This is a genomic window from Silanimonas sp. (genome assembly GCF_044377035.1).
Taxonomy (GTDB): Bacteria; Pseudomonadota; Gammaproteobacteria; order Xanthomonadales; family Xanthomonadaceae; genus Silanimonas.
On sequence record NZ_JBILJW010000002.1, the window covers coordinates 132589 to 157432 of the forward strand.

The following is a 24844-nucleotide window of genomic DNA, read 5'->3' on the forward strand; positions in this document are numbered from 1 at the left end:
TTCGCCACGGCGCATCTCAATAGACTTCGCGCTCGTGGATGGCGCGTCGGTCGCCTTGGTACACGCCGAAGCCGATCCGTGCCGTCGGTGCCGCATTTCCCGTGCCGCGCCAGTTGAACTGCAGCCACGCGGGCACGGTGGGCGTGGCATCGAGCACGCCCACGTTGCCGACCCCGGGCGCACGCATCCACCACACGAAGGTGCCGCCGTTGCCCACCGCGGGCACCGCGGTGAAGCGCCGCGCCACCGGCCCGGGCACGGCGCAGCCCTGCCCGCTCGCGCCGGGGCTGCCGCTGTCCTGCACGCAGGTTTCAGCCGGCACGAGGGCATCACTGGCATTCACGTCGACCAACGGCGCGAGGGTCACGCCCGAGCACACGTCGTCGGTGTTGGCGACGAAGGTCGTGCCGTTGAAGAACTCGGCGCGCATCGGCACCTGCAGGTCGAGCACCTCCGGGCCGAACGCGTTGGTCACTGCGATGCGCCCCCAGCGCTGGACGCTGCCACCGATGCCGGCGATCGCCAGCGGGTCGCAACCGTCGAGGGCGGCCGTGTCGAAGCAGGCGCCATCGCTGTCGGTGAGGTCGGCGACCGTCAACGTCAGCGTGGCCTGGGCGTTGAACGGATCTTCCGGAGCCGTCGGCTTCACGTATGTCAGGCGATCCCCACTGACGGTGACGCGGCCGGTGCCATCGAATTCCAGCAGCGTCGAAGCGGCCTGTTCCGTCACCGTCGCATTGCCACCATTTGTCGTGCGCGACAGCGTGGCCACGGTGCCTGTCGCTGTGCTGGTGTACGTTCGATTGGCCAGCGCCCCACCGAAACGCCAGAACGCGTTCGCCGACCCCGCGCCGTTCTGGTAGTTGCCGGTGACGCTGCCGGTGGCCGCAAAGCCGGTCACGATAAGCTCCGGCAGCGTGCCGAAACCGAACTCCTGCCCCGCGTAGCCGAAGCCGCCGGCCGCGCAGGCGTTCGCCAACGTCGGTGCGTTGGGAACGTCGACGCCGAGTCGCGCCGGACGGAACCGACCGACGCGCTCGACCGCCGTGCCGACCACGTTCGCATCCGAGGTTGGTGCGAAATCCAAGTACTGCTCGTCCCTCAGCTCCGGCGTCAGCGTGATCACGCCAACCTCATCCCAACGCCAGCTGCCCGTCGCCGATCCGTTGGTGAAGGCCCCAAAGCCCGTTGCAAGCGTCGGAACGGGGTCGGGATTCAAGCCACCTACCGGTGCCTGAAGCGTCGAACGCAGCGTCACGCGCTCGGGTGTCGACTCGCGACCGAAGTTCGGCGTCGCGTTGCCCGACGCATTCAGCGCCTGCACGGACACCGTGAACGGTAGCCCAGCCACCCCGAACACCGGGCGCGTCGCATTACCCGGAACGGCTGGGTTGGCGTCGTGGCCCGGAATGGTCAGTTGGAATCGCGCTGGCCGCGCAACGAAGGCGTCGCTGCCGTTGTCAGTGATTACGAGGCCAGCGTCGCCAGTGCTCGAACTCCCTGAGTAGCGGGCTCGAAGCAAGATCCGACCCGCGTCGGCATATCGCAGACTCGCGGTTGCGGTTCCCGTGCCATCGAAGGCGAGCGGGATAGGCGTGCCCGGTGATGCGGTCACAAGGTTGTTGCCTGCGACGACAACAGGCCGCGTTCCCGTGGCCGGATCGTTGTAGTTCGACCACAGCCCGACGCTACGGGTCACGTTCGCAAACAGTGGCGTGCAGCCGAGTCTCGGCCCTTGGTTCCTGACGGCCTGGATGCGGACGGTCTGCGCGGTGTCGGACACGTGGTCGGGGGCGTCGATGATGAAGCCCGCATCGGCCACGCTGATGTCGCAGGCGCCCGCGCTGTCGATCGTGCCGGCGAGATTCCGGCAGGTGGTCACGAGGGCCGGGGCCGGCGACACGGTGCCAATGGTCAGGCGCACGTTTTCGGGGTCCGGCAACCCGGTCGTCGTCGGCAGGAGGATCGAAACCGAAGTGCTCGTCTGCCCCACCGGGATGCTGAAGGGCACCGAGTTGCCGCCCGCCACCAGCGTGCCCGTTGCGCCAGAACTCGCAAGCGAGCTGCAGTCGGCGTTTGCGCAGGCGCGGATGGTGATGTTCTCGGCGGCGCAGGAATGCGCGCCACTGTCGTGCTCGATGCGGTATCGCGACACCGCGCTGGCGCAATTGCGACCGATGGTGCGGTCGTTGTTCACTTCGGCCGCGGTGAGCTCGTAGTTATAGAGTTTCACTTCGTCGATCGTGCCGCGGAAAGCGCGATCAGCGATCAGTCCGCAGCCCGCGCCCGTCGAGACATCGCCGCCGATGTAGAAGTTGCAGCCATTGGCGGTCAGCGTGCCGGCCCAGGCGTTTGTGTTCCCGTCGAGGACCCCGTTGATGTAGATGCGCTGGCGCGCGGAGCCGGCCACCGAGCGGAACGTGATGGCCACGTGGGTCCAGGTGTTCAACGGGATCTGGGTGTTCGATGTCAGCGAGCGCGCGCCGCCGCCCCACCACCAGAAAAGGCGGCGGTTGGCATCCAGATGGAATTCGTAGTTCTGGTCGTTCGACAGCACCGAGAACAAGCCGCCGCCCGTCGGCGCCTGCGTCGGGTAGATCCATACCGAGGCGGAAAACTCGGTGGAGTAGTCGAACTGGGCGTTCGCAGGCACCTGAAGCACCGAGCGGCCATCGAACTGCGCCGCGTTGCAGAACTGCCCGGAGACCGCCGCCACCTGGCCGTGGATGGTCGGGGCCGGCGCGACGAGGTTCGTCGTGCTGGGCGCGGTGATCACGCTGCGCACGCCATGCAGGCCAGTGCCGCCGCTATCAAACACTTCGCCGGCGTTGCCGGCCAACGAACCGACGGCGCCATCGAGACGGTAGTGTGTATTCGCCGGTGCCAGCGCAGGCCGCAGCGCGACCAGGGCCGTGCGCCCGGCCGCGGCGGCGATCCCGGTGTCCGCCGCCGTCGCCGTCCGAGTGCCGGTGGCCCCAGGGGCAGCGCGCGGCTCGAGCGTCATGGTCAGGCCGACACCCGTGGCACTCGGCCGCACCGCCCCGGACGTCACGTCGATGGCTTCGATCATCCCGGCCGGCGGGAACCAGTCGTCTGTCGAGCCGGGCATCGCGAAGGCACCCACGAGCACGCCACCGCGGGCCGTCGTGTTGAGGGATGGCGTGGCGTGCGCGTAGCCCACCGCCGTGGCCTGCCGGCCGGAGACATCCACCGGCGCGGCGTTGTCGACGCCGATGAAGGCGACGATGCCGCCTGCGGCGCCCTGATGGGCTCCGCCGAACGAGAAGCTGTAGTTCGCGACGGCGCCATCGGCCGGCGGCACCACCCGCGTGAACACGGCGAGCCGCGCGTTCGCACTGGTGTTGTCGCTGAACAGCAGGGTCCAACCCGCCGGCGTGGCGATCGTCGGCGATGCCGGCACCACGGTGATCGCGGCAACCAGCACATCCCCCGTGTTGGTGCCTGCGGGCTTCGGCAGCACGAGCGTTCCACTGGCCACGCCACCCTGCGACGTCGAGCGCGTGGCGATCTGCGCGGCGAGTGGAGCCGCGAAGGCGAACCAGAGCACCAGCATCGCCAGCAGGCAACGCCTCGCCCGACCCGGCCAACCGCTCATTGCGTCACCGTGGCGCGCACGCGCCGGGAAATGAAGGTGTTCGACGCGAAGCTGCCGCGCTGGGCGACGGCGGTGAGCGTGTAGATCTCATAGACGTCAGGCGCCTCGTCCACCGGCGGCGGACTACTGCAGGCCAAAGCTACGGTGAAGCCTTCGATGTCGACGCTCGCCGGCACCGCGCCACAGCCGCCGCCAAGGCTCCGGGCGATGGCGATGTCGACGCCGCTCTGCGCCGCGAACAGCGCGCGGCTGGCGTCGAGCGCCTGCACGGTGCTGCGGTTGCGCGCACTTAGCGTCAGCACCGCCGCGAGCACGATCAGCAGCGCGATCGCGATCACGAACACCGCGGCGACCAGGCTGAAGCCCCGTTGGTGGCGCGCGGCTCTCATGGCAGGTTCGGCAAGTGGACGGACTTGAGCAGGTTCACCGATTCGCCATCGCGGGTGATGGCGAGCGACAGCGCGGCGAGGCCCTGTCGGCTCGCGTTGCCCGCCTCGAAGCGGAAGCTGCAGAGGCTCACGCCCTCGGCCAGCAGCGACGAGCTGCCCACGGGCGGTACCACCATGGTGGTCGCAGGGGCATAACCGGCATGGCGGCGCAGTTGCCCGTCGCTGGCGCAGCGGTACTGCACCGCCTCGTCGACGACGTAAACGCGCTGCGAGGGCGACGGGAACGGAAACTGGAAGGGCGTCGCGAGCGTGATGCGTGTGGTCGTGCTGCCGCTGCCGATCGTCGCGCGGTTGTCCCCGGCCCATGCGTTGGCCTGAGTGCCACTGGCCGTCAGGTTGTAGACCACGGCCCACTGCCCCGATGCAGGAACCGCCGGCAGCGGAGCCAGCAGGTCGAACGACGCGTCGGCAGCGGTGAAATCGAGCACGTCGCCGCCGCCCGCCGCGGTGGGGCGTCCGCGATAGCGGCCCGCCATCGGGGCGACAAGCATCTCGATCGCCCGCCCGTCGACGCTGGTGCGGATGCTGTTCGGCAAGGCGAGCCGCAGGTCGCGGCTGATGCGCGCCATCGCCTGGTCGGCGGCATCGGCCAGACGCGCACGGCGCTGAACGTCGGCGCTGGCGTCGATCGGTTGGCGGATCAGCGCCACCGACACCGTCGCGAGCACGCCGATCAGCACGATCACGACGACCAGTTCGATCAGGCTGAATCCGGCGGCGAGGCGGGTCCGCATTTCAGTACTGTGCCTTCAAAGCCGCGAGCCGAACGTCGAAATCGCCGTCGATGTTGGTGACGCGCACTTCCACCCGCCGGGTCGTGGCGCCGCCCACGGTCGACGGGGCATCGACCACCATGGCCACGCGGTAGCGCGAGAGGCCGGCAATGGCCACGCCCGCGGAATCGGTCGGCGAGGCCGGGGTCGCGAGGCAGGCATAGTCCCCGATGTCGTCCCACAGATCGCGGCTGGCGCCGCAGCCCTCGTTGACGCCGTCCGGGTCCGCATACGCTTTCAGCATCGCTTCCTCGAGGTAGCCCTCGGCGATGTAGAGCGCCTGCGTCTGCAGCACCGGTGACGCGCTGCCGCCGCCGAGCGTGCCGACGAGGCCGGCGATCGCGGCGAAGGCGACACCGAGGATGACGAGGGTCACCACCAGTTCGAGCAGGGTGAATCCGCGTTGGCGATCAGCGCACATGGCCGGTGTCCGCCTCCACGATGATGCTGCGCCCGCCGACGATCGCCGTTCCGCCGTTCGGGCTCGGCAGTCCCTGCGCGTTGAACGTGATGACGAGACCCTGGGTCACGGTGACGCCTGCGGTCGCCGTGCCGCTGAAGGCGCCGGAGCCACCGGGGTTCCGGACGTCCAAAGAGAATCCGCCCGCGGTTCCGCAACTCCTGTCCGTCCCGTCACTGCGGCGACGCACCGCGTAACTGCTGGTCGCGCTGCTGACTTCGACCTGGATCTCGCAACCGGTCGCGACGGCCAACCGCTGCCCGTAGCGGAAGGCGGTCGCCACCTGCTCCGCGAACGCCGCGCTGCGAAAGCTTCCCTCGCCCAAGCGAGGCAGCACCACGACGGCCAAGGCGCCGAGGATCACGATCACGATCACCAGTTCCACCAGCGTGAAGCCGGCTTGGCCTGGGCGGGGGGGCAGGAGGCGGTTCATGCGGTCAGGCCGGGGCCCTGAACGACGAAGGGCGGCAGGTCTCCCTGCCGCCCCCGTGCTCGGACGCGTTCAGCCGGGGGCGGAACGCGATCAGGTGCCCGCGCGGACCGCGGTGAAGGTGCGCGTCGGCGTGGTGGTTCCGGTGCGCCGCAGCGTGCAGCTGGTCAGCGTGCTGCCGTTGTTCGCCGCGATCGCCGTATCAGCGGCCACTTCGAAGTTGCCGAGGCCGCCGTTGACGACCAGCGAGGCGTCACCACAGCTGTCCACCGGCTCGCAGTCGGGGTCGGCTGCGTCGTGGTTGTTCACTGCGCATCCTGCGTAGTTGATATTCATCGCCGAGGTGATCGCAGCCGCCGAAGCGTTAAGGGCCGCTTCCTGGGCATCGTCCTCGAGGTTGACGAAGCGCGGCACCGCGATGGCGGCAAGCACGCCAAGGAGCACGATGACGATGACGAGTTCAATCAGGGTGAAGCCACTCTGGTTCTTCATGGGGTGCTCCGGGTTCAGCAGCCAGTGATGTCACGTGTGATCGTAGGCGAAATGCCCGCCGCGCTGGGAGAAACGTACGTCACAGAACAGGTGGTGATGCCATCGAGGCGGATGGACACGGTGGAGCCCCCCGCGGCGGCGCCACCCGTGAAATTGTAGCGAAGAGAGAGGTTGTCGAACAGCAGCGAGAGATCCGCCTGCTCGGCCTGCGGGTAACCGAAATTGGTGCCGATGGCGCCGCCGGGGCCGGTGCCATCGATATCCACGGAATCGGTCGCATTGTCCGACTCGCCGATGGCCGCCGACTTGGCGTAGATGATGTTCGAACCCGAGCGGATCGAGTTGAACAGCGAATCGATGACGGCAATCCGTGCCTCGCGCTGCAGCGAAATGAAGCGGGGCACGGCCAACGCGGCCAGGATGCCCAACACGACGATGACGATGACGAGTTCGATGAGGGTGAAGCCGGACTGGCGACGCATGGACGGAACCCTGTCGTTGGTGGAGGGATACGACGGAGCTTAGACGCTTCGTCATGAAGGGACTATACGCCCTTGATTTGCTTGGAAGAATGCACGGTCCCGTGAATTGCGGTGAACGATTCCTGCCCGCACGCTCCGCTCAGGGGGGCGGCCCGGAAGGTGCGATGCGAACGAGGAGCAAGTCGCGGGCCAATCCCGGCGTCGAACTTCCGGGGTCGTCCCGGTAGACCTCGACTCGCCAGCGCCGGTCGCCGCCTTCCAGCCAGCTAACGCGATACACCAGTTCACCCCGCGTGCCGTCGAAGCTCCAGCGCTCGTCTGCCCAGGCGGGCAGCGGGCCCGCGGGCCGGTCGGCAAGCGCCACCTTGGCCAGCCGGTCCTGGGCCCAGCCGCGGGGATCGCTGCCCGCTCGGCGCTCCAGCCCGGCCATGCCCTCTTCGGCCACCACCCGCTTGCCCTCGAGCCAGACGAGGTTCTCGAGGTTCTGCTCTGCGAGATCGAGGGCCATGCGCTCGCCTTCGGCGAGGATGTCGCGACCGGCACGGAACAGCAGGGTCAACAGCACGACGACGATCAGCAGGCTCACGGCGCGGTTCACGTGCCGCAGCCAGCCCGCGTTCGTCGTGGCGAGGGCCGGCCATTCCGCGCGCTTCACGCCATCCGCCTCACTGCCGGGCCAACTTCACGAGGTCCCACATCGGCAGCAGCACGCCGAGGGCAAGGACGAAGACGATGCCGGCGACGATCACCGTGAGGACCGGCTGCAGGAGGTCGTTCAGGTTGCGCACGTCGTAGTCGACCTCGCGCTCGTAGAAGTCGGCCACTTCGACGAGCATCTCGTCGATCTGGCCGGTCTCCTCGCCGACGGTCAGCATCTGCAGCACAAGCGGCGTGAAGCACTGCTGCATCGCCGCGGCGCGAGTCAGGCTTTCGCCACGCTCGATCGCGGAACGCATGCCGAGCAGTTGCTTGGCGATGACATCGTTCTCCACCGCCAGCGACACCACGGCCAAGGCCTGCAAGACCGGCACGCCGGAACGCGTGGCCATGGCGAACGCCCGCGCGAAGCGCGCCAGCGTGGCGCGGAGCACGATGTTGCCGATGATCGGCATCTTCAGCAGCAGCCCATGCCATCGCAGCCGCCCCTCGTCGGTCTGGACGTAGCGGCGCAGCCACCAGGCCCCGCCCCCCATCGCGCAGAGCACCAGCCACCACCAGGCGGCAAAGAAATTCGACGTACCGATGATGATGCGCGTCGGCAGCGGAAGCTCGACGTTGAAGGAGCCGTAAAGCTTGGAGAACTCCGGGATCACGAAGGCCATGATCACCAACACCGCGAGCGCCACGAACACCAGCACGATCACCGGGTAGCGCACGGCGGTCTTCACCTGCTCCACAACCTTCTGCTCGCGCTCGAGGTGCTGGTTCAGGCGCAGGAACGCTTCGTCGATGCGGCCGCTCTCCTCGCCCACGCGAACGATGGCGGTCAGCAGCGGCCCGAAGACTTTCGGGTGCCGCGACATCGCCGTCGCCATGTCGCGTCCGGCCTCGAGCTCCTCGAGCATCGACAGCAGCGTCTTCCCCAACGTGGCGTTGCGCGAGGTGGTGGACAGGCGGCGCAACGCCTGGGTGATGGGCACGCCGGCGCGGGCGAGCGCGTACATCTGCCGGGTGAACAGGATCAGGTCGACCCGGCTCGGCAGGTTGAAGCCGAGCGACGCCATGAACTGCTCGCCGAGCGGCTCCTGCTTGCTGGTCTCGACGATCTCCAGCGGCACCATGCCGCTGCTGCCCAGCTGGCGGGCGACCGCCTCGCTGGACAGGCCCTCGACCGACCCGCTGACCGGCCGGCCCTGGGCATCCCGCGCCTTGTACAGGAAGCTGGGCATGCGTCAGTGCGCGCCCGAGGGCGAGATCTCGCCACCGATGCGCTTCGCCTCTTCGAGGGTGCTCAAGCCGTCGAGCGCGTAGTCGAGCGCGGCCTGAGACAGCGGGCGGTACAGCGGCGCGCGCGAGGCGGCGCTCACGAAGCCGTCGTGCTGCCCGCGTCGCAGCGCGTTGAGCATGTCAAGCGTGGGCTCGAGGTACTCGTAGACGCCGATGCGCCCGCGGTAGCCCGTGCCGTTGCAGTGCTGACAGCCCCGGCCGCGGCGCAGGTTATCGGTGGGAATGCCGGGGCGCATCTCGGCCAGCCAGGCCTGGTCGTGCGCGTCCGGGAGATAGCGTTCGCCGCAGCTCTCGCAGACGCGGCGCACGAGGCGCTGGGCGATGATCACGCGCAACGACGCCGCGAGCAGGTAGCCCGGCGCCCCCATATCGAGCAGGCGGTCGGCCGTGCCGACGGCGTCGTTGGTGTGCAGCGTCGACAGCACGAGGTGGCCGGTCATCGCGGCGCGCAGGCCGATTTCGGCCGTCTCCTGGTCGCGCATTTCACCAACGAGGATGATGTCCGGGTCCTGTCGCAGCGCCGAACGCAGCACGGCGGCGAAGTCGAGGCCGATCTTGGTGTTGACCTGCACCTGGCTGATGCGCGGCAGCCGGTATTCCACCGGGTCCTCGACCGTGATGACCTTCTTCTCGGGTCGGTTCAGCGAGTTCAGCGCGGCGTAAAGCGAGGTGGTCTTGCCGGAGCCCGTCGGACCGGTGACCAGGATGATGCCGCTCGGCGACTGAAGGATGTTGCGGAACCGCGACAGCATCGGCGCCGGCATGCCGAGGTAATCGAGGTCGAGCATCGCGCCACTCTGGTCGAGCAATCGCATGACCACCGACTCGCCGTGCTGCACAGGCATCGTCGAGACGCGCACGTCGATGCCCTTGCCGCGGACGCTGATCTGGAAGCGGCCGTCCTGCGGCATGCGCTTCTCGGAGATGTTCAGGCCCGCCATCAACTTCAGGCGCAGCACCAGCGCCGAGGCGATCTGCCGCTCGCGGATGATCTGCTCGTTCAACACGCCATCGACGCGCTGGCGCAGGCGAAGGCAGTCGGTGTCGGGTTCGATATGGATGTCGGAAGCACCCGCCTGCACGGCGTCGACGAACAGCGATTGCAGCAGCTTGACCACCGGCGCGTCGGCCGTGTCCTCGCCGAGTCCGAGCTGGGAGACGTCGAGCGCGGCATCGTTGCTGACTTCCTCGGAGAGCTCCTGCGCGAGCGAGCTGATCTCTTCGGTGCGCCGGTAGACGGTGTCGAAGGTGCGGAGCACCTCGTCCTCGCGCACCAGCGCGAGCCGGATCTCCTTGCCGCCCAGCACGCGTGCCAGCTCGTCGTAGGCGAACAGGTCAGTGGGGTCGGCCATGCCGACGACGTAGCCGCCACCCTCCTCCTTCAGCACGATGCTGCGGAAGCGGCGTGCGAGCGTCTCCGGCAGCTTGCGCACCAGGGCCGGCTCGAAGCGGTAGCTGCGCAGGTCGATCAACGGAATGGCGAGCTGCCGCGAGAGCAGCTGCAGCATGTCGTTCTCGCTGACCATGCCGAGGTCGATCAGCGTGCGCCCGAGCTTCGAGCCGAGCTTCCGCTGCTCGGAGAGCGCGTGCTGCAGCTGTTCGGCCGTGATGAGGCCGTTCTCGACCAGCAGGTCGCCGATGCGGATTTTCTTTACGGCGGCACTGGGTAGCGTGGACATGGTCACCTCGATGGTTCGCCGGCGGACAGGGCCTCGACCCGCTCGCCAAGATAGTCTGCCAAAGCCGGATCGAGCGGGCCGCGGCGCTGGGCTTCACGGAAGGCGTCGAGCGCCTCGTCGCCACGACCGCTCGTGTCCAGCGAGATGCCCAGCCCCGCCCACCAGGCCCCGACGTCCGGCTCGCGCCGCAGGGCGCGTCGATAAGCCTGTTCGGCCTCGGCATGGCGCCCGAGCTGCTGAAGCGCAGCCGCTTCGAGGGCATCGCGCTCGGCACCCGCTTCGGGCTGGACGGCCAGCGCGGCGAGGGCCGCATCGGCGCGGCCCTCGGCAAGCGCCACGCGCGCGGCATCGAGCGGATCGACCACGGTGGCAATGCGCTCGATGGTGGCGCGTGCGGCCGGTGCTGGCACTGATGGTGGCGGCGCGGCGGCGGTCGAGGTTGCCGAAGGCACCACCGGCGGCTCCACGGGGGAGGTCTCCACCTGTGCCGCAACGACCGGCGTCGGCGTTGGCACTTGAGCGGGTCCCGGGACGATGCTCGCCGCCTGCGGCGCGGCCGGCATGACGACCGTGGCCTCGACCGGAGCTTCAGGATGGGCCGATCCCTTCGCCTCGCTGTCGACGCCCGCCTCGGCCAGCCGTTCGACGGCCTGCCACCGGTTCACCACCAGCAGCACGGCGGTGAGCGCGAGCGCGACGCTCGCGGCCGCCACCCACCACCAGAGACGTCGCGAGCGCCATGACGAGGCGTGATGGCCCACGGGCTGCCCCACCGAAGCCATCGCGGCGTGACGCGACGCCGCATCGCCCTGCCCGCGCGCATCGAGGTCGCGCAGCATCTGGTTGATCACGCTCATGCCGCACCCCCGGCGAAACGCCACACCAAGAACGCGCCAGCGATCGCGGCGGCGACAGCGGCCGACCACGCCGCCGCCTTGCCCCAGCCAGCGCGCGCGGGCGCTGCAGCACCATCGGTATCGCGCACGGCCAGCGCCACTTCGGCCTCCGAAACCTCGCGCAGTCCGCGGCCATAGGCCAGCAGCAGGGCCTTGTGCGCGAGCACGTTCACCAGGCGCGGAATGCCGCCACTCGCGCGGTGCAGGCGGCGCAGGGCGCGCTGCGCGAACAGCGGCCGGCCGTTGTAACCGGCCACCGAAAGGCGATGCTGCAGGTAGAGCGCCACGCCGTCGGCGTCGAGCGGCTGCAGGCGGTAGCCGAAGCCGATGCGCTGCCGCAGTTGGCGCAGCTGCGGCTGCGCCAGACGCTCGTCCAGTTCAGGCTGCCCGAACAGAACGACATGCAGGAGCTTGCGGGTCTCGGTCTCGAGGTTCGACAGCAGCCGCAGCGCCTCGAGGCTTTCATCCGACAGGGCCTGCGCCTCGTCGATGATGACGGCCACGCGCTTGCCGCTGGCGGCGAGTTCGATCAGTCGCTCCTGAAGCTTCTTGACCAGCGTGTGCTGCCGCGGCGTGGGGCCGAGCGCGACGCGCAGCTCGTCGGCGATGGCGCGACGCAGGGCGTCCGGGTCGAGGTAGGGGTTGGGCACCCAGGCCGTCACCCACTGCTCGTCGAGGCTGTTCAGCAGCAGGCGGCAGAGCAGCGTCTTGCCGGTGCCGACTTCGCCGGTGACCTTGATGAAGCCTTCGCCGGCGTCGAGTGCGACGCGAAGCACCTGCAGGGCTTCGACATGCGCATCGTTACGGAAGAAGAAGCCGGTGTCCGGCGTCAGCGAGAACGGCGCCTGGCGGAGGCCGAAGTGCTCTTCGTACATCGCCGTGGCCAGGCCACCGGTCAAGGGGTTTCCGACTGCAGCGCGCGCGTCTCGTCGAGGCGCGGCTGCGCGGCGCGATTCCAGGTCTCGGCGCCTTCGACGACCGTGGGGCGAAGCAGGATCACCAGCTCCGTCTTGCGGCCGGTGTTGCGCGTCTGGCGGAACAGGTGGCCGAGCACCGGGATGGCACCGAGGAACGGCGTGCGCGCGTTCTGCCGCGTCTCGCTGTCCTGCATCAGACCGCCGATCACGATCAGCTGTCCGTTGCCGGCACGCACGATGGAATCGCTCTGGCGCACGGCGCTCACGGCCAGCGGCAGGCGGTAATCGCGGTCGCCGACGACGATGAGCTTGGTCTGGTCCTGCACCTCCGAAATCGTCGGCTGCACGTGCAGGAGCACGTTGCCGTCCTCGGAGATCTGCGGGGTCACGTCGAGCGAGATACCGGAGAAGAACGGCGTGAGCTCCAGCGACGGGTCGGTCTGCTGGGTCTGGTTGCCGACGCTCTGGTTCTGCGCGCCACTGATGCCGGTGACGAAGAACTCGTCGCTGCCGACCTTGATGACGGCCTTCTGGTTGTTGGTGGCGGACACCCGCGGGCTCGACATCACGCGGACGTCGCCCTGCTGCTTCAGCAGTTCGACGAAGGCGCTGAAGTCACCGCGCTGCCAGCCGATCGTGAACACGCCGCCGAACGCCGAGGTGGCGGTGCCATCCGGCAGCGAGGGATTGTTCGGATCCAAGCTGCCGGTGTTGCCGCCGATTTCCGAACGGCCATCGGGGCCGAAGATGGCGCCGCCGCCGGTCTGGCCGATGATGCCGGCGCCGCTGTCCACCACTTGGGCCCAGTTGATGCCGGCCTGGAACTTGTCGTTGAGCGTCACCTCGATGATCCGCGCCTCGAGGATGACTTGGCGCGTCACCGCGCCCTGCACGGCCTCGAGGTAGCGCTGCACGTCGCGCATCTCCGAAGGCAGCGCGCGCACGACGACCGTGCTGGATTGCGGGCTGACGATGACCGAGCGGCCCGGGCCGTCACCGACGATGGCATGCAGCGCACGGTCCAGCTCCGCCCAGTAGTCGGATTCGCTGCGCGTGCGGACGCGGCTGGTGAAGGCCTCGCTGCGGCCGCTGCCGCCGCCGCCCGACTCGCCGTCTTCGCCGCCGCTCCCGTCCGATCCGCTGCTGCTCTGGCTGCCGCCATTCTCGCTGCTCGTGAGGTCACCGGCATTCACGCGCGTGCGCGACTCGCCGACGCGCTGGAGGTGCAGGTAGTCGACTTCGAACACGCGCGACTGCAGCCGGGCCGGCAGCACGATGTAGCCGTTGCCGCGCGGCTCGTACTCGTAGCCGTAGACCTCGCGGACGACCTCGAGCACCTCCGGCACGGTGACGCTCTTCAGGCTGAGGCTGATGTTCCCGGCCACGTCCGGGTGCACCACCATGTTGATGGCGGTGTCCTGTACGAGGCTCATGAAGAAGGCGCGCGCCGGCACTTCGTCGACATCGACGTTGAAGCGCGGGGCCGCTGCTGGACGCGGCGGCGGCGCGACCAGGGCGCGGGTGACGGCAGGCGGCGGCGTCGCGGCCTGCGCGGGCGTGGCGGGCGACGGCGTCTGGGCGGCCAGCGGCGCGACCAGGAGCAGGGCCAGCGGGATCGGCAGGAGTCGGAACATCAGCGGTTCACCGGTCGGGTGGAATTCGTGAAGGACAGGCGCAGCTCGGTGCTGCCCGTGGGGCTGCGCAAGCGCACCCAGCCGGGGCCGATGGCCTCCAGGCGGGCGTCGCCGACGGCATCGCCGAGGCGGTAGCGCTGTCCGTTGATGATGGCGCTGCGCTGGCTCGGCGAGACCAAGGTGGATTGAAGGACGAGGGCCGCGACGGGGGCAGCCTCGCTGGCCACAACGCGGGGCGCGATGGCGGGCCGCGTCGGGTCGGGAACGCCGGCCCCGACCAGCCCTCCCAGGGCGGCGACGACCAGCAGGAGGCGAAGGCGCTCAGACACCGATCCAGCCCTCCTGCAGGCCCAGGGTTTCCACCGTCAGCGTGATCGTCAGGGCCGGCCAGCGCTCGGCGTCGACATCGAGATCGTGCAAGCGCACGCGGAACGGCAAGGCTTCGACGGCGCGGACGTAGTCCAGCGCCGCCGCGTAGTCCCCCTCGAACCGCAGCACCACGCGGTGGCGGTAGAGCGCCGGAATGCCCTCCGTGGACGGCACCGATGCCTCCGCGGCGGGTGCGCCCTGGGCCGCCGTCGTCGTGCCCGGGGGCGGCGCGGGAGCCGGCGCGGGCGACCAGCGCAGCACCTCGGGCGGCAGCGCCCGGACGCCGAGCACGGTGAGCCGCGCATCGCGTCCGAGCAGGTCACGCAGCACCGCGGGCATGCGCCCCGGCGGGATCACGGCGGCCTCGTCGGCGCGCAACCGGGCGTCAAGTTCGCCGGATTCCAGCTTAAGGCGATCCAGCGCGAGGCGGCGCTCCGCCTCGGGGTCCCGGGCCAACTCCTCTTGCACGAGGGCCAGCGCGGCCCGCGCGCTCTCGACTTGCGGCGTCAGGGATTCGATCTGCGCGGCGTTCGAAGCGGCCGACTTGCTGGCCGGCTCGATCCACAGCACGTAAAGCCCGAGAACGAGCAATACGCCGCCGGTGAGGCTGATGAGCAGGCGCTCGCGCGGCTGCATGGCATCGAAGCGCTGCTGGAGAGCGACGAACCGACTCATGGGGCGTCCTCCGCTTCCGCCTTCGTCGTGCAGCCCGCGGCCAGCGCAACGCAATCGGTGGCCATGTCGAACCGCAGCGGCTCACCGGCGTCCTTCGGACGCTCGATGGCGAAGTGCGTGAACTCCCGATTCTTCAGGCCGTCTTCGGTCGACAGCCCCTGCAGGAAGCCCGGAACGGCGTCCGCATCCAAGGTGCGCCCGCCCAGACCAAGCTCCGCGCCGGCCTCGGCCACGCGGATGCGGGTCAGCCAGAGCGGCGCCGGCCGTTGGCGCCCCAGGCCCTCGAGCACGTGGCTGAAGGTCACCACCTCGTCGCCGGCGCGGGCCAATTCGTCGACCAGCCAGCGGCGGCCATCGACGCCGAACTGCGCTTCGACGAGGGCCACGGTGAGTGCCGCATCGGGCTTGCGGGCGGCAAGTTGCTCGGAGGCGGTGGTCATCTGCGCCTGCAGCGATGCCTGTTCGGTGTTCAGCGCAGCGAGGCGCTCCGCCGAAACCGAAGCCCGCCATTGGGCGATGCCGCCCCAGACCAGCATCGCGAACGCGGCGAGGCCGATCAGGGCGAGGTTCCGCGGCAGTTCCTCGCTGGGCTCGAGCGGACGGAGGTCGTCGCGGTAGAGATCGATGCGTTGCGTGCTCATGCGCGGCCCGCCCCCATGCCGACGGCGGACAGGGCCGCGACGCGGACGCGAGCGGCCTCGGGCAGCGCCGACAATTCAGGCCAAGCGGACTCCGGCGAAACGCTTTGCACGTCCAGTCCAAGGCTGTTGCGCAGCGATTCCCCCAGGCCATCGAGGCCTTCCAAGCCGGCCAGCAGCAGCAGGCGACGCGGCGGCGGGCGCTGGTGCGTGCGGTCGAAATAGTCGAGGGTACGCTGGAGCTCAAGGGCGATGCGCTCGAACAGACGCTCGGTACGGCCCGCCTGCGGCTCGCGCAGCACGCGCTGGTCGTCGCCATCGAACTCGAAACGGCGGGCCACGAACAGCGTGTTCTCGCGCATCGCCAGCATGGTGCCGCCACGGGCATCGATGACCAGCGCGGCCTGGCTGTCGTCGCCCGGTGAGAGCGTCCGCACCGCCTCGGCCCACGCCAAGTCGCTGATGCCGATGCTCGAGAGCTGCAGGCCTGCCGCCTCGATCTGGGCGATGCGGGGGCGCAATTCGTCCTTGCGGGCGACCGCGAGGTAGAGGGTGGGCGGGCGGCCGCGGCTGTCGAGGCCGGGCACCTCGAAGGCGTCCATCACGGCGTCATCGATCGGAAAACCGATCAGGTCGCGCACCTTCCAGCGCAGCGCCTGCACCCATTCCGCCGGCGGCACTGCCGGCTTGTCGACTTGCTGCAGGCTGTAGGCACCGGGCTCGAGCACCCACTCGCAGGCCATACCGGCCGCGTCGGCCTCCCGCACGAGCGATTGCAGGGTGGCTCCGACATCGGCGCCCGCGGCGCGCTCGTAGGCCCGAACCGGACGACCATCCGCCGGGCGGACGACGAGCGCGAGACGATCCATCGACAGGGACAGGGCCACATGCCCCACGGGGCGGCGGCGACGCTTCGAGAAGAAACCCCATCCAGTCTTTGCCATGGACGACCGTACTGCCCCTGCGCGCCACGTGCGCGCTGACTGTCGAATTGGCCGCAGCCTTTCACAGCAGGCCGGGATGGTCAATGGAAACGATCCCGGCCTCACCGATTTTCACCTCGGAATCAGGTGAAGAGCGCCCACGCGGCTGAAAGGATGGCAAAGAGCCCGAGCGCCGCAGTCAGTGGAATGGCGGCGAGTGACGCCATCGATGCGTAACGCGCCATGCGGCGTTGGCGCGGCGTCAACACGCCATGGTTCGACCCCGCGGCGGAGATCACGGCCAAGGCCGACGCCCACGACAGCGTGAACCCGATCAGCGCGAGTCCACTCGCGATGACCCAAGCCCACCACGGAAGCCATCCGGCCACATTCGTCCACCATTCGACCATCGGATCAACGCTCCGGAAGCGGGATGAATTCGGACTCGCCCGGCACCGTGCCGAGCGTCTGTGCCGCCCAGTCGACCTTGGCTTGTTCGATCCGCTCGCGCGTCGTCGCGACGAAGTTCCACCAGAGTACGCGCGGCCCAAGCGACGTACCGCCGAGCAGCATGGCGCGCAGGGGCGCCGTCGATGCGAAGCGCACGTCGCCACGGCCCGACAGCACGTGCAACTGGCGCGCGGCGAGAGGTTCACCGTCCAACACCAGCCCGTCCTCCAGCGGGTACACCGCACGCTCTTCGTGTTCGTCGTCCAGATCGAGGAATGCGCCGGGCGCGAACCGGACACTGGCGTACAGCGTGTCGACGCAGGTGCGGACCGGCGAGCGCTGGCCGAAGGCGTGGCCGGCGACGATGGCGATGTCCACGCCGTCGCGGTGCAGGATCGGCACGTCGGCGGCCGGCACGTGTTGGAAGGACGGTGCGGCTTCAGCTTCGGACTCGGGCATCGCCAGCCACGTCTGCAGCCCTTCGACGCGTTGGCCGCTGGCACGCTCGGCGTCCGGCGTGCGTTCGGAATGCACGATGCCGCGCCCCGCGGTCATCCAGTTCACGTCGCCGGGACGGATAGCCTGCACCGAACCCACGCTGTCGCGATGCATCAAGGCCCCGTCCCAAAGCCAGGTCAGGGTCGACAGGCCGATATGCGGGTGCGGGCGGACGTCGATGCCCTGCCCCGGCGGGAATCCATGGGACCCCATGTGATCGAGGAAGACGAACGGCCCGACGGAGCGACGCTTCGCGTGGGGCAACAGGCGGCGGACGACGAAGCCCCCGCCGAGGTCATGATCGCGCCCGGCGATGGAGAGAACGCCCGGCATCGCTCAGGGAGCGCCGGAGCCGGCCGCAGCGGCGGTCTGCGCGTCGATGCGGGCGGCCAGCTCGAGCAGTTGCAGGCGCTGCTGTTCGAAATCGGTGGCGACCAGCACCTGGGTGCCGGCGATTTCCGCCTTCAGGGTCGAGAGCAGCGCCGGATCAAGGCCGAGGCTGGCGGCATCAACCGCGTCGAGCTGCGTCGCGGCATCACGCAAGCGATCTCCAGCGACGCCGAAATTGCGCTGGTCGAGGTCGTTGAGGGCCTGGAAGATGGCCAGCCGGGCCTTGCTGAGCGCGTTGCGGCTCTCGGCGGCGGTGGCGGCCCGCTGGGCTTCAACCAGGCGCTCCGCGCTGGCGGCGATCTCGGTGTCCTTGGCGACAATCACGGCGGCGTTCGCTTCCGCCTGCGCGGACAAGGCGCTGCTGCGCTGCCACAGGCCGATGCCGTAGGCGATGACTAGGCCGGCGCAGAAGCCGACGATTCCGGTGACGACGGGGTGGCGCGACAGCGGCGCGGCGCTCGTGGACTCGGTCATGTCGGCGGGCTCAAGGAAGGGAGCCCGAGGATACCGCAGCGCCCCGCGCGGCCGCGGAGGCTGGCGGTCAGTCCTGCCCGGCCACCAGCCCGAACAGGTCGTGCTCGTCCGCGCCCATGATGCGGACATCGACGAACTGGCCCGGCTTCAGCTTGTGCGCCGCACCATCCTGGACCTGCACCGTGCCGTCGATCTCGGGCGCGTCGCCCTTCGAACGGCCAATCGCGAGATCACCATCGATGGCGTCGATGATGACCTGTTGCACCGTGCCGACCTTGCGCTCGAGCTTCTCCGCGCTGATCTGCGCCTGCAGCTCCATGAAGCGCGCGAGGCGTTCCTGCTTCACGTCTTCCGGCACGGCATCGGGCAGGTCGTTGGCCTTGGCGCCGGTCACCGGCGAGTACGGGAAGGCACCCACGCGATCGAGCTCGGCCGCATCAATGAAGTCCAGCAGCTGCTCGAAGTCGTCCTCCGTTTCCCCCGGGAATCCAACAATGAACGTGCTGCGGATGGTCAGTTCGGGGCAGATCTCGCGCCAGCGCAGGATGCGCTCGAGCTGCTTCTCGGCCGCGGCAGGGCGCTTCATCAGCTTGAGGATGCGCGGGCTGGCGTGCTGCAGCGGCACGTCGAGGTAGGGAAGGATCTTCCCGTCGGCCATCAGCGGGATGACGTCGTCAACGTGCGGGTACGGGTAGACGTAGTGCAGGCGCGTCCACAGGCCGAGCTCGCCCAAGCCCCGCGCGAGGTCGGTCATGCGGGTCTGGTACTCGCGGTCGCGCCAGGTCTTGGCGGCGTACTTCACATCGACGCCGTAGGCGCTGGTGTCCTGCGAGATCACCAGCAGCTCCTTGACGCCGCCCATCGCCAACTTCTCGGCTTCGCGCAGCACCTCGTCCACCGGCCGTGACACGAGGTCGCCGCGCATCGAGGGGATGATGCAGAAGCTGCAGCGGTGGTTGCAGCCTTCGGAAATCTTCAGGTACGCGTAGTGCTTGGGCGTCAGCTTCAAGCCCACGCCTTCGATCATCCCGTCATCCTTCTTGCCGCGCCTGCGCGGGGCCGGAAGCAGGTCGGTGAAGGGATCGTGCTTCGGCGGCAGCGCGGCGTGCACCGCACTCATCACGCTGGTGTAGTCCTGCGGGCCGCTGATCGAGAGCACGCCCGGATGGGCCGCGCGGATCTCCTCCGGGCGCTTGCCGAGGCAGCCAGTGACGATGACCTTGCCGTTCTCGGCGATGGCCTCGCCGATGGCATCCAGCGATTCGTTGACCGCCGATTCGATGAAACCGCAGGTGTTCACCACCACCACGTCGGCCTTGTCGTAGCTGCCGACGATGTCGTAGCCCTCGACCTTCAGCTGGGTGAGGATGCGCTCGGAGTCGACGAGGGCCTTCGGGCAGCCGAGGCTGACGAAGCCGACCTTGGGGTTCTTGAGGGACATGGCGGGGCGCCGGCGTTGATGCCGGTTGCGCGAGCTGGGAACGGGCGGCAAGTATACCGGGCACCCCGCACCGACCCTGAGGACGCGTTCATATGGGCCATCCCGTTTCGCTCTCGACGCCCACGGGGCGGATCAGCGCCTGGCGCGCCGACCCGCCCATCCCGCCCCACGGGGCGATCGTCGTCGTGCAGGAGATCTTCGGCGTCAGCACGCACATCCGCCACGTGGTCGACCGCTTCGCCGCCCACGGCTGGGTGGCCATCGCCCCAGCCTTCTTCGACCACGTGGAATCGCACGTCGAACTGGCCTATGACGAGGCGGGCGTGGCCCGCGGACGCGAACTCGCGGCCCAGGTCGGTTTCGACCGGGTGATGGGCGACATCGAGGCGGCAGCGCGGGAGATCGAGACCACGACGGACAGCGGCAAGGTGGGCGTCGTCGGCTACTGCTGGGGCGGCACGGCGGCCTTCCTCGCCAACTGCCGGCTGGGTCTCCCCGCTGTGAGCTACTACGGCGGTCGCACCGTGCCCTTCCTCGGCCACGAGCACCCGAAGGCCCCTTTGCTGATGCACTTCGGCGAAACCGACCCACTCATCCCGCCGGACCACGTGGCCCTGCACCGCGAACACCTGCCCGAGGCCCATATCGAGGTCTGGCCCGCGGGGCACGGCTTCAACTGCGATCAGCGCGCCGACTACCACGAGCCCTCGGCGCAGGCAGCGCTACAGCGCACCCTCGCCTTCTTCACCCGAACGCTGCGATGAGTTTCACGCTCGACCCCCGGCTCGAGGCCGATTCGGTCTTCATCGCTGACGGCCCGCTGTCGCAACTGCGCCTGATGGACGACACCCGCTTCCCTTGGCTGGTGCTGGTGCCGCGCGTGCCGGGCGCTACGGAGTGGATCGACCTGGACGGCGCTTCGCAGCGCCTGCTGCTGGCCGAGATCAACCAGGCCGGCGCCCTGCTCCGCGCGCATTTCGCCCCTATCGACAAACTCAACATCGGCGCGCTCGGCAACATCGTGCGGCAGCTGCACGTGCACGTCGTTGGGCGTCGCGAGGGTGATGCGGCTTGGCCGGGCCCCGTGTGGGGCGCGGGAACGCGGCGCGCCTACGGAGGCGATGGGCCGACGATCGCATCGGCCTTGGCACGCGCACTGGATGCCCTTCCGCCGAGAGCGCTCCCCCACCCCCCCTGAGAATCCCCGACCATGGACGACACCGCCCCCACCCTGGCACGACGCGAGAAAAGCGCCATCGTTCTGCTGGCCCTGCTGCAGAGCCTGCTGCTGTATCTCGTCGAATACGGCGACGGGCAGGGGTGGCCGATCCTCTCCGACCTGTCCGGGCAGGTGCCGTGGTACACGCTGGTGCTGGTGGTCCCGAGCATGATGCAGCTGTCTCTGCAACGCCTCGACGACCCTCGATTCTGGAGTAACACCGTCTTGGCCACCGCGATCTTCGGGGCGGCGGCGGCTTGGGCGGCTTGGAGCGTGACCGGTGCGCCGGGTACCACAGCATCCGCCACGCTCGGACCGTTCGCCGTCTCGATGGCCCTCATCGCCTTCGTCGCCCTGCCCTACCTGCAGGTCCGACTGGCGCTCGGCCGCTTCGGCGCGCCCTACGACGACCTGTTCGCGCTGGCGTGGCAGAACGCACTCACCCTCAAGGTGGTCTGCGTGATGACGGGCTTGGGCTGGCTGCTGCTGACGCTCTGGCAGGCGCTGTTCCAGCTCATCGGCATCGACCTCTTCCATCGGCTGTTCAGCGAGGACCCCTTCATCTACATGGCCTCCGGCCTCTTCGCCGGGCTGGGCGTGCTGGTGGCGCGGACGCAGCACCGTGCGATGCAGGTGGCACGGAATGTGCTGTTCGCGATCTTCACGGGGTTCCTTCCGTTGGCAGCTTTCATCGCCATGATCTTCCTGCTGACGCTGCCGTTTACCGGCCTCGCGCCGCTCCGCGCCGCGGCGAGCACGGCCTCCACACTTTCGCTGCTCGTCGCCGCGCTGGTACTGCTGCTGAACGCCGTGGTCCAGAACGGCCGCGCATCGCCCTATCCGCGCGCCCTGCGCTGGCTGGTGGACGCAGCCATGGTTGCCCTGCCGGTGTTCGCTGGGATCGCCCTCCATGCCGTCATCGTCCGCATCGACGAGCATGGCTGGACCACGGATCGCTTCTGGGCACTGGTGGCCGTGGTGATGCTGGGCGCCTACGCCCTTGGATACGCTTGGGCAGCCTTGCGCCCCGCGGGCGCGTGGATGACGAAGCTGCCGCGAGTGAATATCGCCGCCTCTTTGCTGTTGATCGGCATTGGTCTGCTGGGCAACTCCCCGATCCTCGACCCCCATCGCCTTGCAGTCGCCAGCCAACGGGAACGGATCGAAACCGCAGCGAACGAAACGGTGGTCGATGAGGCGGTCCGGGATCGGCTCGAGTACCTCCGATTCGAAAGCGGGCGTCGCGGCGTTGCGGCCTTGGACGCCCTCGCCGAAGCACCCCACGCGTCCAAGGACTTCGTCTCGACTTTGGCCGAGATCCGCGAACGACCAGCACGCTACCACTGGGAAACCGAACGCACGCCGCCCGAATCTCCTGCACAGCTCGCAGCGCGCATCCGGGTTCCCGCGGGCCAGCCCGCCTTGCCCGAGGCATTGCTCGCGTCGGTCCTGGTCAGCGGCGAGGGCGAGAACCCTTACTGCTCGCGCTACGGCGGGACCTGCATAGCAAATCACCTTGATGTCGATGCCGATGGCCGCGCCGACGTGCTTGTTTGCCATGCCGCAGAGAACGACTTCGTGTCGTGCCACGTCTTCGTCGAATCGGCCGGTGCTTGGTCGGCACAGGGGCAAATCAGCACCTGGATCGAGGACGAAAATCAGCGGCGAACGACCCTGGAGGCGATCCGCGAAGGCCGGATCACGACCGTCGCCCCGCGGTTCCGAGACATCGCCTTCGGCGACACCCCCCCGAAACGCGTCGAATCGTCCGAAGCCAACGCCGCGGTCGCCACGCCGTAAGGGCTTGGCCCACGAAAAAGAAAGGCCCGGTTTCCCGGGCCTTTCGCGTCTTCGTTTGGAAGGCCCCGATCAGAAGCCGCTGACGTTCAGGCGGCCATTGCTGACCACCCGGCCATTGAGCGACGTCGTGGGCGTCGCGCTTTGGTGGTGCCGTGGTAGCCGGCGTCGCCCAAGGCAATAGCGCCGTTGCGGCGGGGCTGCGACGACACCGTCGACCAGATGCTCCAGCCCGGCGCACCGATGTCGATGGTGGTGGCGCCATAGCGCGATACATCCACGCTAAAGGGCACCACGCCGGTCCCATCAGGTCTTCGGCAGCGTCACACCGGTCTGGCCCTGGTACTTGCCGCCGCGATCGCGGTAGCTGGTGGCGCAAACTTCATCCGACTGGAAGAACAGCATCTGCGCCACGCCCTCGCCGGCGTAGATCTTGGCCGGCAGCGGCGTGGTGTTGCTGAACTCGAGGGTCACGTGGCCTTCCCACTCCGGCTCCAGCGGCGTGACGTTGACGATGATCCCGCAGCGCGCGTACGTGCTCTTGCCGAGGCAGACCACCAGCACATCGCGCGGGATGCGGAAGTACTCGACGGTACGCGCCAGCGCGAAGCTGTTCGGCGGGATGATGCACACATCGGATTCGACGTCGACGAAGCTCGACGGATCGAAGGCCTTCGGGTCGACGATCGTCGAGTTGATGTTGGTGAAGATCTTGAACTCGCGCGCGCAGCGCACGTCGTAGCCGTAGCTCGACGTGCCGTAGCTGACGATGCGGTGGCCGTCGGCGCCATGCTTGACCTGCCCGGGCTCGAAGGGCTCGATCATGCCGTTCGGAACTTCGGACATCCGGCGGATCCACTTGTCGCTCTTGATGCTCATGCGCGGCCTGCGTGTTCGGGGAGCGAAAGCTTAGCGTGAAGCCGCGGCGGGCCGCGCACCCCGGTCGGCTCAGGTGTCCTGGATCACGATGCTGGGGAAGGCGATCTGCTTGTTCTTGGCCTGCATGGACAAGCGCGCCGCCGTCTTCCGGGCGATCAGACGGTAGGCCTGGGCGATCGCGCCACCGGGTTCGGCGACGACCGTGGGCGCTCCCCCGTCCGCCTGCTCGCGGATGCGGATGTCCAGCGGCAGCGAACCGAGCAGCGGCACGCCGTACCGATCGGACATCGCCTGCCCGCCGCCCTCGCCGAAGATGTGTTCGACGTGGCCGCACTTCGAACAGCAGTGCATGGCCATGTTCTCGATGATGCCGAGCACCGGCACCTCGACCTTCTCGAACATCTTCAGGGCCTTCTTCGCGTCCAGCAGGGCGATGTCCTGCGGCGTGGTCACGATCACCGCCCCCGAGACCGGCACCCGCTGGGCCAGCGTGAGTTGGATGTCGCCCGTGCCCGGCGGCAGGTCGATCACCAGGTAGTCGAGTTCGTCCCAGGCCGTTCCGGTCAGCAGCTGCTGCAGGTACTGGGTGGTCATCGGGCCGCGCCAGATCGCGGGCTGGTCCTCGCCGAGGAAGAAGCCGATCGACATCGCCTGCAGGCCATGGGCGCGCTTCGGCAGGATCATCTGGCCGTCCGGGCTGTCGGGCTTGCCGGACAGGCCGAGCATCATCGGGATCGACGGGCCGTGGATGTCGGCATCCAGCACCCCCACCCTCGCCCCCTCTGCCGCCAGGGCCAGGGCCAGGTTCACGGCCGTCGTCGACTTGCCCACTCCACCCTTCCCCGAGGCCACGGCGATGACGTTCTTCACTCCGGGAAGGGGGGTCAGGTCCTTCTGGACCTTGTGGGCCAGCACCCGCGAACCGACCTCGACCTGGGCCGAGACCACCCCGGGCACCGCCCGGAGGGCCGCCTCGGCCCGGGCCGCCAGCTCGTCATGCCAGGAGGCGGCGGCGTAGGGCAGCTGCAGGACGGCCATGACCCGACCGGCGTCCTCGCCCACCGAGCGAATGACGGAGGGGGACAGGGGCTCCCCGGTGTGGGGGTCGGAAATCGCGGCCAGGGCCGCGGTCAGGAGCTCGTTCGGGATCACGGGAAAGGCCGTCGGGAAATCGGCCGGCATCTTGCCATCGGCCCGGTCCGGGGCATCAAGAATTTGCATTCCGGGGCATTTGTTTCATTTGCATTAATCGCGCTCCGGTGTTAATAAATCGCTCAGGCGTCTGAACCGATGCCGAATCCCAAACCGGAGACTCC

At 68.9% G+C, this 24844-nt stretch carries 27 protein-coding genes; 3 read left to right on the forward strand and 24 right to left on the reverse strand.

Annotation, left to right across the window (positions count from 1 at the left end):
- Positions 1-16: 16 nt before the first annotated feature.
- From ACIQ6S_RS01690 to rimO, 21 genes are all read right to left on the reverse strand, one after another.
- The gene (locus tag ACIQ6S_RS01690; protein ID WP_397606829.1) at positions 17-3616 is read right to left on the reverse strand and encodes a DUF6701 domain-containing protein; all 3600 of its coding nucleotides are present in this window, start codon (positions 3614-3616) and stop codon (positions 17-19) included.
- Positions 3613-4005, reverse strand: coding sequence for a hypothetical protein (locus ACIQ6S_RS01695; RefSeq protein ID WP_397606830.1), 393 nt, complete (start codon positions 4003-4005; stop codon positions 3613-3615). Before ACIQ6S_RS01695 ends, ACIQ6S_RS01690 begins: the two co-directional genes overlap by 4 nt.
- A complete protein-coding gene (locus ACIQ6S_RS01700) occupies positions 4002-4799 on the reverse strand; it encodes a prepilin-type N-terminal cleavage/methylation domain-containing protein (RefSeq protein ID WP_397606831.1) in 798 nt (265 codons plus the stop codon). The genes ACIQ6S_RS01695 and ACIQ6S_RS01700 overlap by 4 nt, the downstream gene beginning before the upstream one ends.
- Before the next feature lies 1 nt (position 4800).
- Entirely contained in the window at positions 4801-5259 is a 459-nt protein-coding gene (locus tag ACIQ6S_RS01705) for a prepilin-type N-terminal cleavage/methylation domain-containing protein (RefSeq protein ID WP_397606832.1), read from the reverse strand.
- Positions 5249-5731: a Tfp pilus assembly protein FimT/FimU gene (locus tag ACIQ6S_RS01710; RefSeq protein ID WP_397606833.1), complete on the reverse strand. Its 483-nt coding sequence runs from the start codon at positions 5729-5731 to the stop codon at positions 5249-5251. The genes ACIQ6S_RS01705 and ACIQ6S_RS01710 overlap by 11 nt, the downstream gene beginning before the upstream one ends.
- 90 nt (positions 5732-5821) lie before the next feature.
- A complete protein-coding gene (locus ACIQ6S_RS01715; protein ID WP_397606834.1) occupies positions 5822-6220 on the reverse strand; it encodes a type II secretion system protein in 399 nt (132 codons plus the stop codon).
- A 14-nt stretch (positions 6221-6234) separates the two neighbouring features.
- Positions 6235-6702 (reverse strand): type II secretion system protein, encoded by a 468-nt coding sequence (locus tag ACIQ6S_RS01720; protein ID WP_397606835.1) that lies wholly within the window; start codon positions 6700-6702, stop codon positions 6235-6237.
- A gap of 139 nt (positions 6703-6841) precedes the next feature.
- Positions 6842-7357, reverse strand: coding sequence for a hypothetical protein (locus tag ACIQ6S_RS01725; RefSeq protein WP_397606836.1), 516 nt, complete (start codon positions 7355-7357; stop codon positions 6842-6844).
- A 10-nt stretch (positions 7358-7367) separates the two neighbouring features.
- Positions 7368-8591 (reverse strand): type II secretion system F family protein, encoded by a 1224-nt coding sequence (locus ACIQ6S_RS01730; protein WP_397606837.1) that lies wholly within the window; start codon positions 8589-8591, stop codon positions 7368-7370.
- Between the two features lie 3 nt (positions 8592-8594).
- Positions 8595-10328 (reverse strand): GspE/PulE family protein, encoded by a 1734-nt coding sequence (locus tag ACIQ6S_RS01735; RefSeq protein ID WP_397606838.1) that lies wholly within the window; start codon positions 10326-10328, stop codon positions 8595-8597.
- A gap of 2 nt (positions 10329-10330) precedes the next feature.
- Positions 10331-11185: a tetratricopeptide repeat protein gene (locus ACIQ6S_RS01740; RefSeq protein WP_397606839.1), complete on the reverse strand. Its 855-nt coding sequence runs from the start codon at positions 11183-11185 to the stop codon at positions 10331-10333.
- Positions 11182-12123 carry an ExeA family protein gene (locus ACIQ6S_RS01745; protein ID WP_397606840.1) on the reverse strand — a complete coding sequence of 314 codons (942 nt, stop codon included), beginning with the start codon at positions 12121-12123 and terminating at the stop codon, positions 11182-11184. The genes ACIQ6S_RS01740 and ACIQ6S_RS01745 overlap by 4 nt, the downstream gene beginning before the upstream one ends.
- Positions 12120-13775 carry a pilus (MSHA type) biogenesis protein MshL gene (gene mshL / locus ACIQ6S_RS01750; RefSeq protein WP_397606841.1) on the reverse strand — a complete coding sequence of 552 codons (1656 nt, stop codon included), beginning with the start codon at positions 13773-13775 and terminating at the stop codon, positions 12120-12122. Before mshL ends, ACIQ6S_RS01745 begins: the two co-directional genes overlap by 4 nt.
- Positions 13775-14104, reverse strand: coding sequence for a hypothetical protein (locus tag ACIQ6S_RS01755; RefSeq protein WP_397606842.1), 330 nt, complete (start codon positions 14102-14104; stop codon positions 13775-13777). Before ACIQ6S_RS01755 ends, mshL begins: the two co-directional genes overlap by 1 nt.
- Positions 14097-14819, reverse strand: coding sequence for a type II secretion system protein GspM (gene gspM / locus ACIQ6S_RS01760; protein ID WP_397606843.1), 723 nt, complete (start codon positions 14817-14819; stop codon positions 14097-14099). Before gspM ends, ACIQ6S_RS01755 begins: the two co-directional genes overlap by 8 nt.
- Positions 14816-15460 carry a hypothetical protein gene (locus ACIQ6S_RS01765; RefSeq protein WP_397606844.1) on the reverse strand — a complete coding sequence of 215 codons (645 nt, stop codon included), beginning with the start codon at positions 15458-15460 and terminating at the stop codon, positions 14816-14818. Before ACIQ6S_RS01765 ends, gspM begins: the two co-directional genes overlap by 4 nt.
- Positions 15457-16344 (reverse strand): hypothetical protein, encoded by an 888-nt coding sequence (locus ACIQ6S_RS01770; RefSeq protein ID WP_397606845.1) that lies wholly within the window; start codon positions 16342-16344, stop codon positions 15457-15459. Before ACIQ6S_RS01770 ends, ACIQ6S_RS01765 begins: the two co-directional genes overlap by 4 nt.
- A gap of 179 nt (positions 16345-16523) precedes the next feature.
- Complete coding sequence (locus ACIQ6S_RS01775; protein WP_397606846.1) at positions 16524-16790, reverse strand: hypothetical protein; 267 nt, start codon at positions 16788-16790, stop codon at positions 16524-16526.
- A 4-nt stretch (positions 16791-16794) separates the two neighbouring features.
- Positions 16795-17661, reverse strand: a complete 867-nt coding sequence (locus ACIQ6S_RS01780; protein ID WP_397606847.1) for a pirin family protein — start codon at positions 17659-17661, stop codon at positions 16795-16797.
- Between the two features lie 3 nt (positions 17662-17664).
- Positions 17665-18192, reverse strand: a complete 528-nt coding sequence (locus ACIQ6S_RS01785) for a hypothetical protein (protein ID WP_397606848.1) — start codon at positions 18190-18192, stop codon at positions 17665-17667.
- Between the two features lie 67 nt (positions 18193-18259).
- Complete coding sequence (gene rimO, locus ACIQ6S_RS01790) at positions 18260-19633, reverse strand: 30S ribosomal protein S12 methylthiotransferase RimO (protein ID WP_397606849.1); 1374 nt, start codon at positions 19631-19633, stop codon at positions 18260-18262.
- A gap of 92 nt (positions 19634-19725) precedes the next feature.
- Here rimO and ACIQ6S_RS01795 point away from each other — a divergent pair, with 92 nt between their 5' ends.
- The 3 genes from ACIQ6S_RS01795 to ACIQ6S_RS01805 are packed head-to-tail and all read left to right on the forward strand — an operon-like array spanning position 19726 to position 22652.
- Positions 19726-20397 carry a dienelactone hydrolase family protein gene (locus tag ACIQ6S_RS01795; protein WP_397606850.1) on the forward strand — a complete coding sequence of 224 codons (672 nt, stop codon included), beginning with the start codon at positions 19726-19728 and terminating at the stop codon, positions 20395-20397.
- Positions 20394-20831, forward strand: a complete 438-nt coding sequence (locus ACIQ6S_RS01800; RefSeq protein ID WP_397606851.1) for an HIT domain-containing protein — start codon at positions 20394-20396, stop codon at positions 20829-20831. Before ACIQ6S_RS01795 ends, ACIQ6S_RS01800 begins: the two co-directional genes overlap by 4 nt.
- Positions 20832-20843: 12 nt before the next feature.
- Positions 20844-22652 (forward strand): DUF4153 domain-containing protein, encoded by a 1809-nt coding sequence (locus ACIQ6S_RS01805; RefSeq protein ID WP_397606852.1) that lies wholly within the window; start codon positions 20844-20846, stop codon positions 22650-22652.
- Between the two features lie 86 nt (positions 22653-22738).
- Here the strand turns inward: ACIQ6S_RS01805 and ACIQ6S_RS01810 are convergent, their stop codons facing one another.
- From ACIQ6S_RS01810 to apbC, 3 genes are all read right to left on the reverse strand, one after another.
- The gene (locus tag ACIQ6S_RS01810; protein ID WP_397606853.1) at positions 22739-22945 is read right to left on the reverse strand and encodes a hypothetical protein; all 207 of its coding nucleotides are present in this window, start codon (positions 22943-22945) and stop codon (positions 22739-22741) included.
- A gap of 10 nt (positions 22946-22955) precedes the next feature.
- Positions 22956-23528 (reverse strand): dCTP deaminase, encoded by a 573-nt coding sequence (dcd, locus tag ACIQ6S_RS01815; RefSeq protein ID WP_297875266.1) that lies wholly within the window; start codon positions 23526-23528, stop codon positions 22956-22958.
- A 69-nt stretch (positions 23529-23597) separates the two neighbouring features.
- Positions 23598-24710, reverse strand: coding sequence for an iron-sulfur cluster carrier protein ApbC (apbC, locus tag ACIQ6S_RS01820; protein WP_397606892.1), 1113 nt, complete (start codon positions 24708-24710; stop codon positions 23598-23600).
- Positions 24711-24844: the final 134 nt, after the last annotated feature.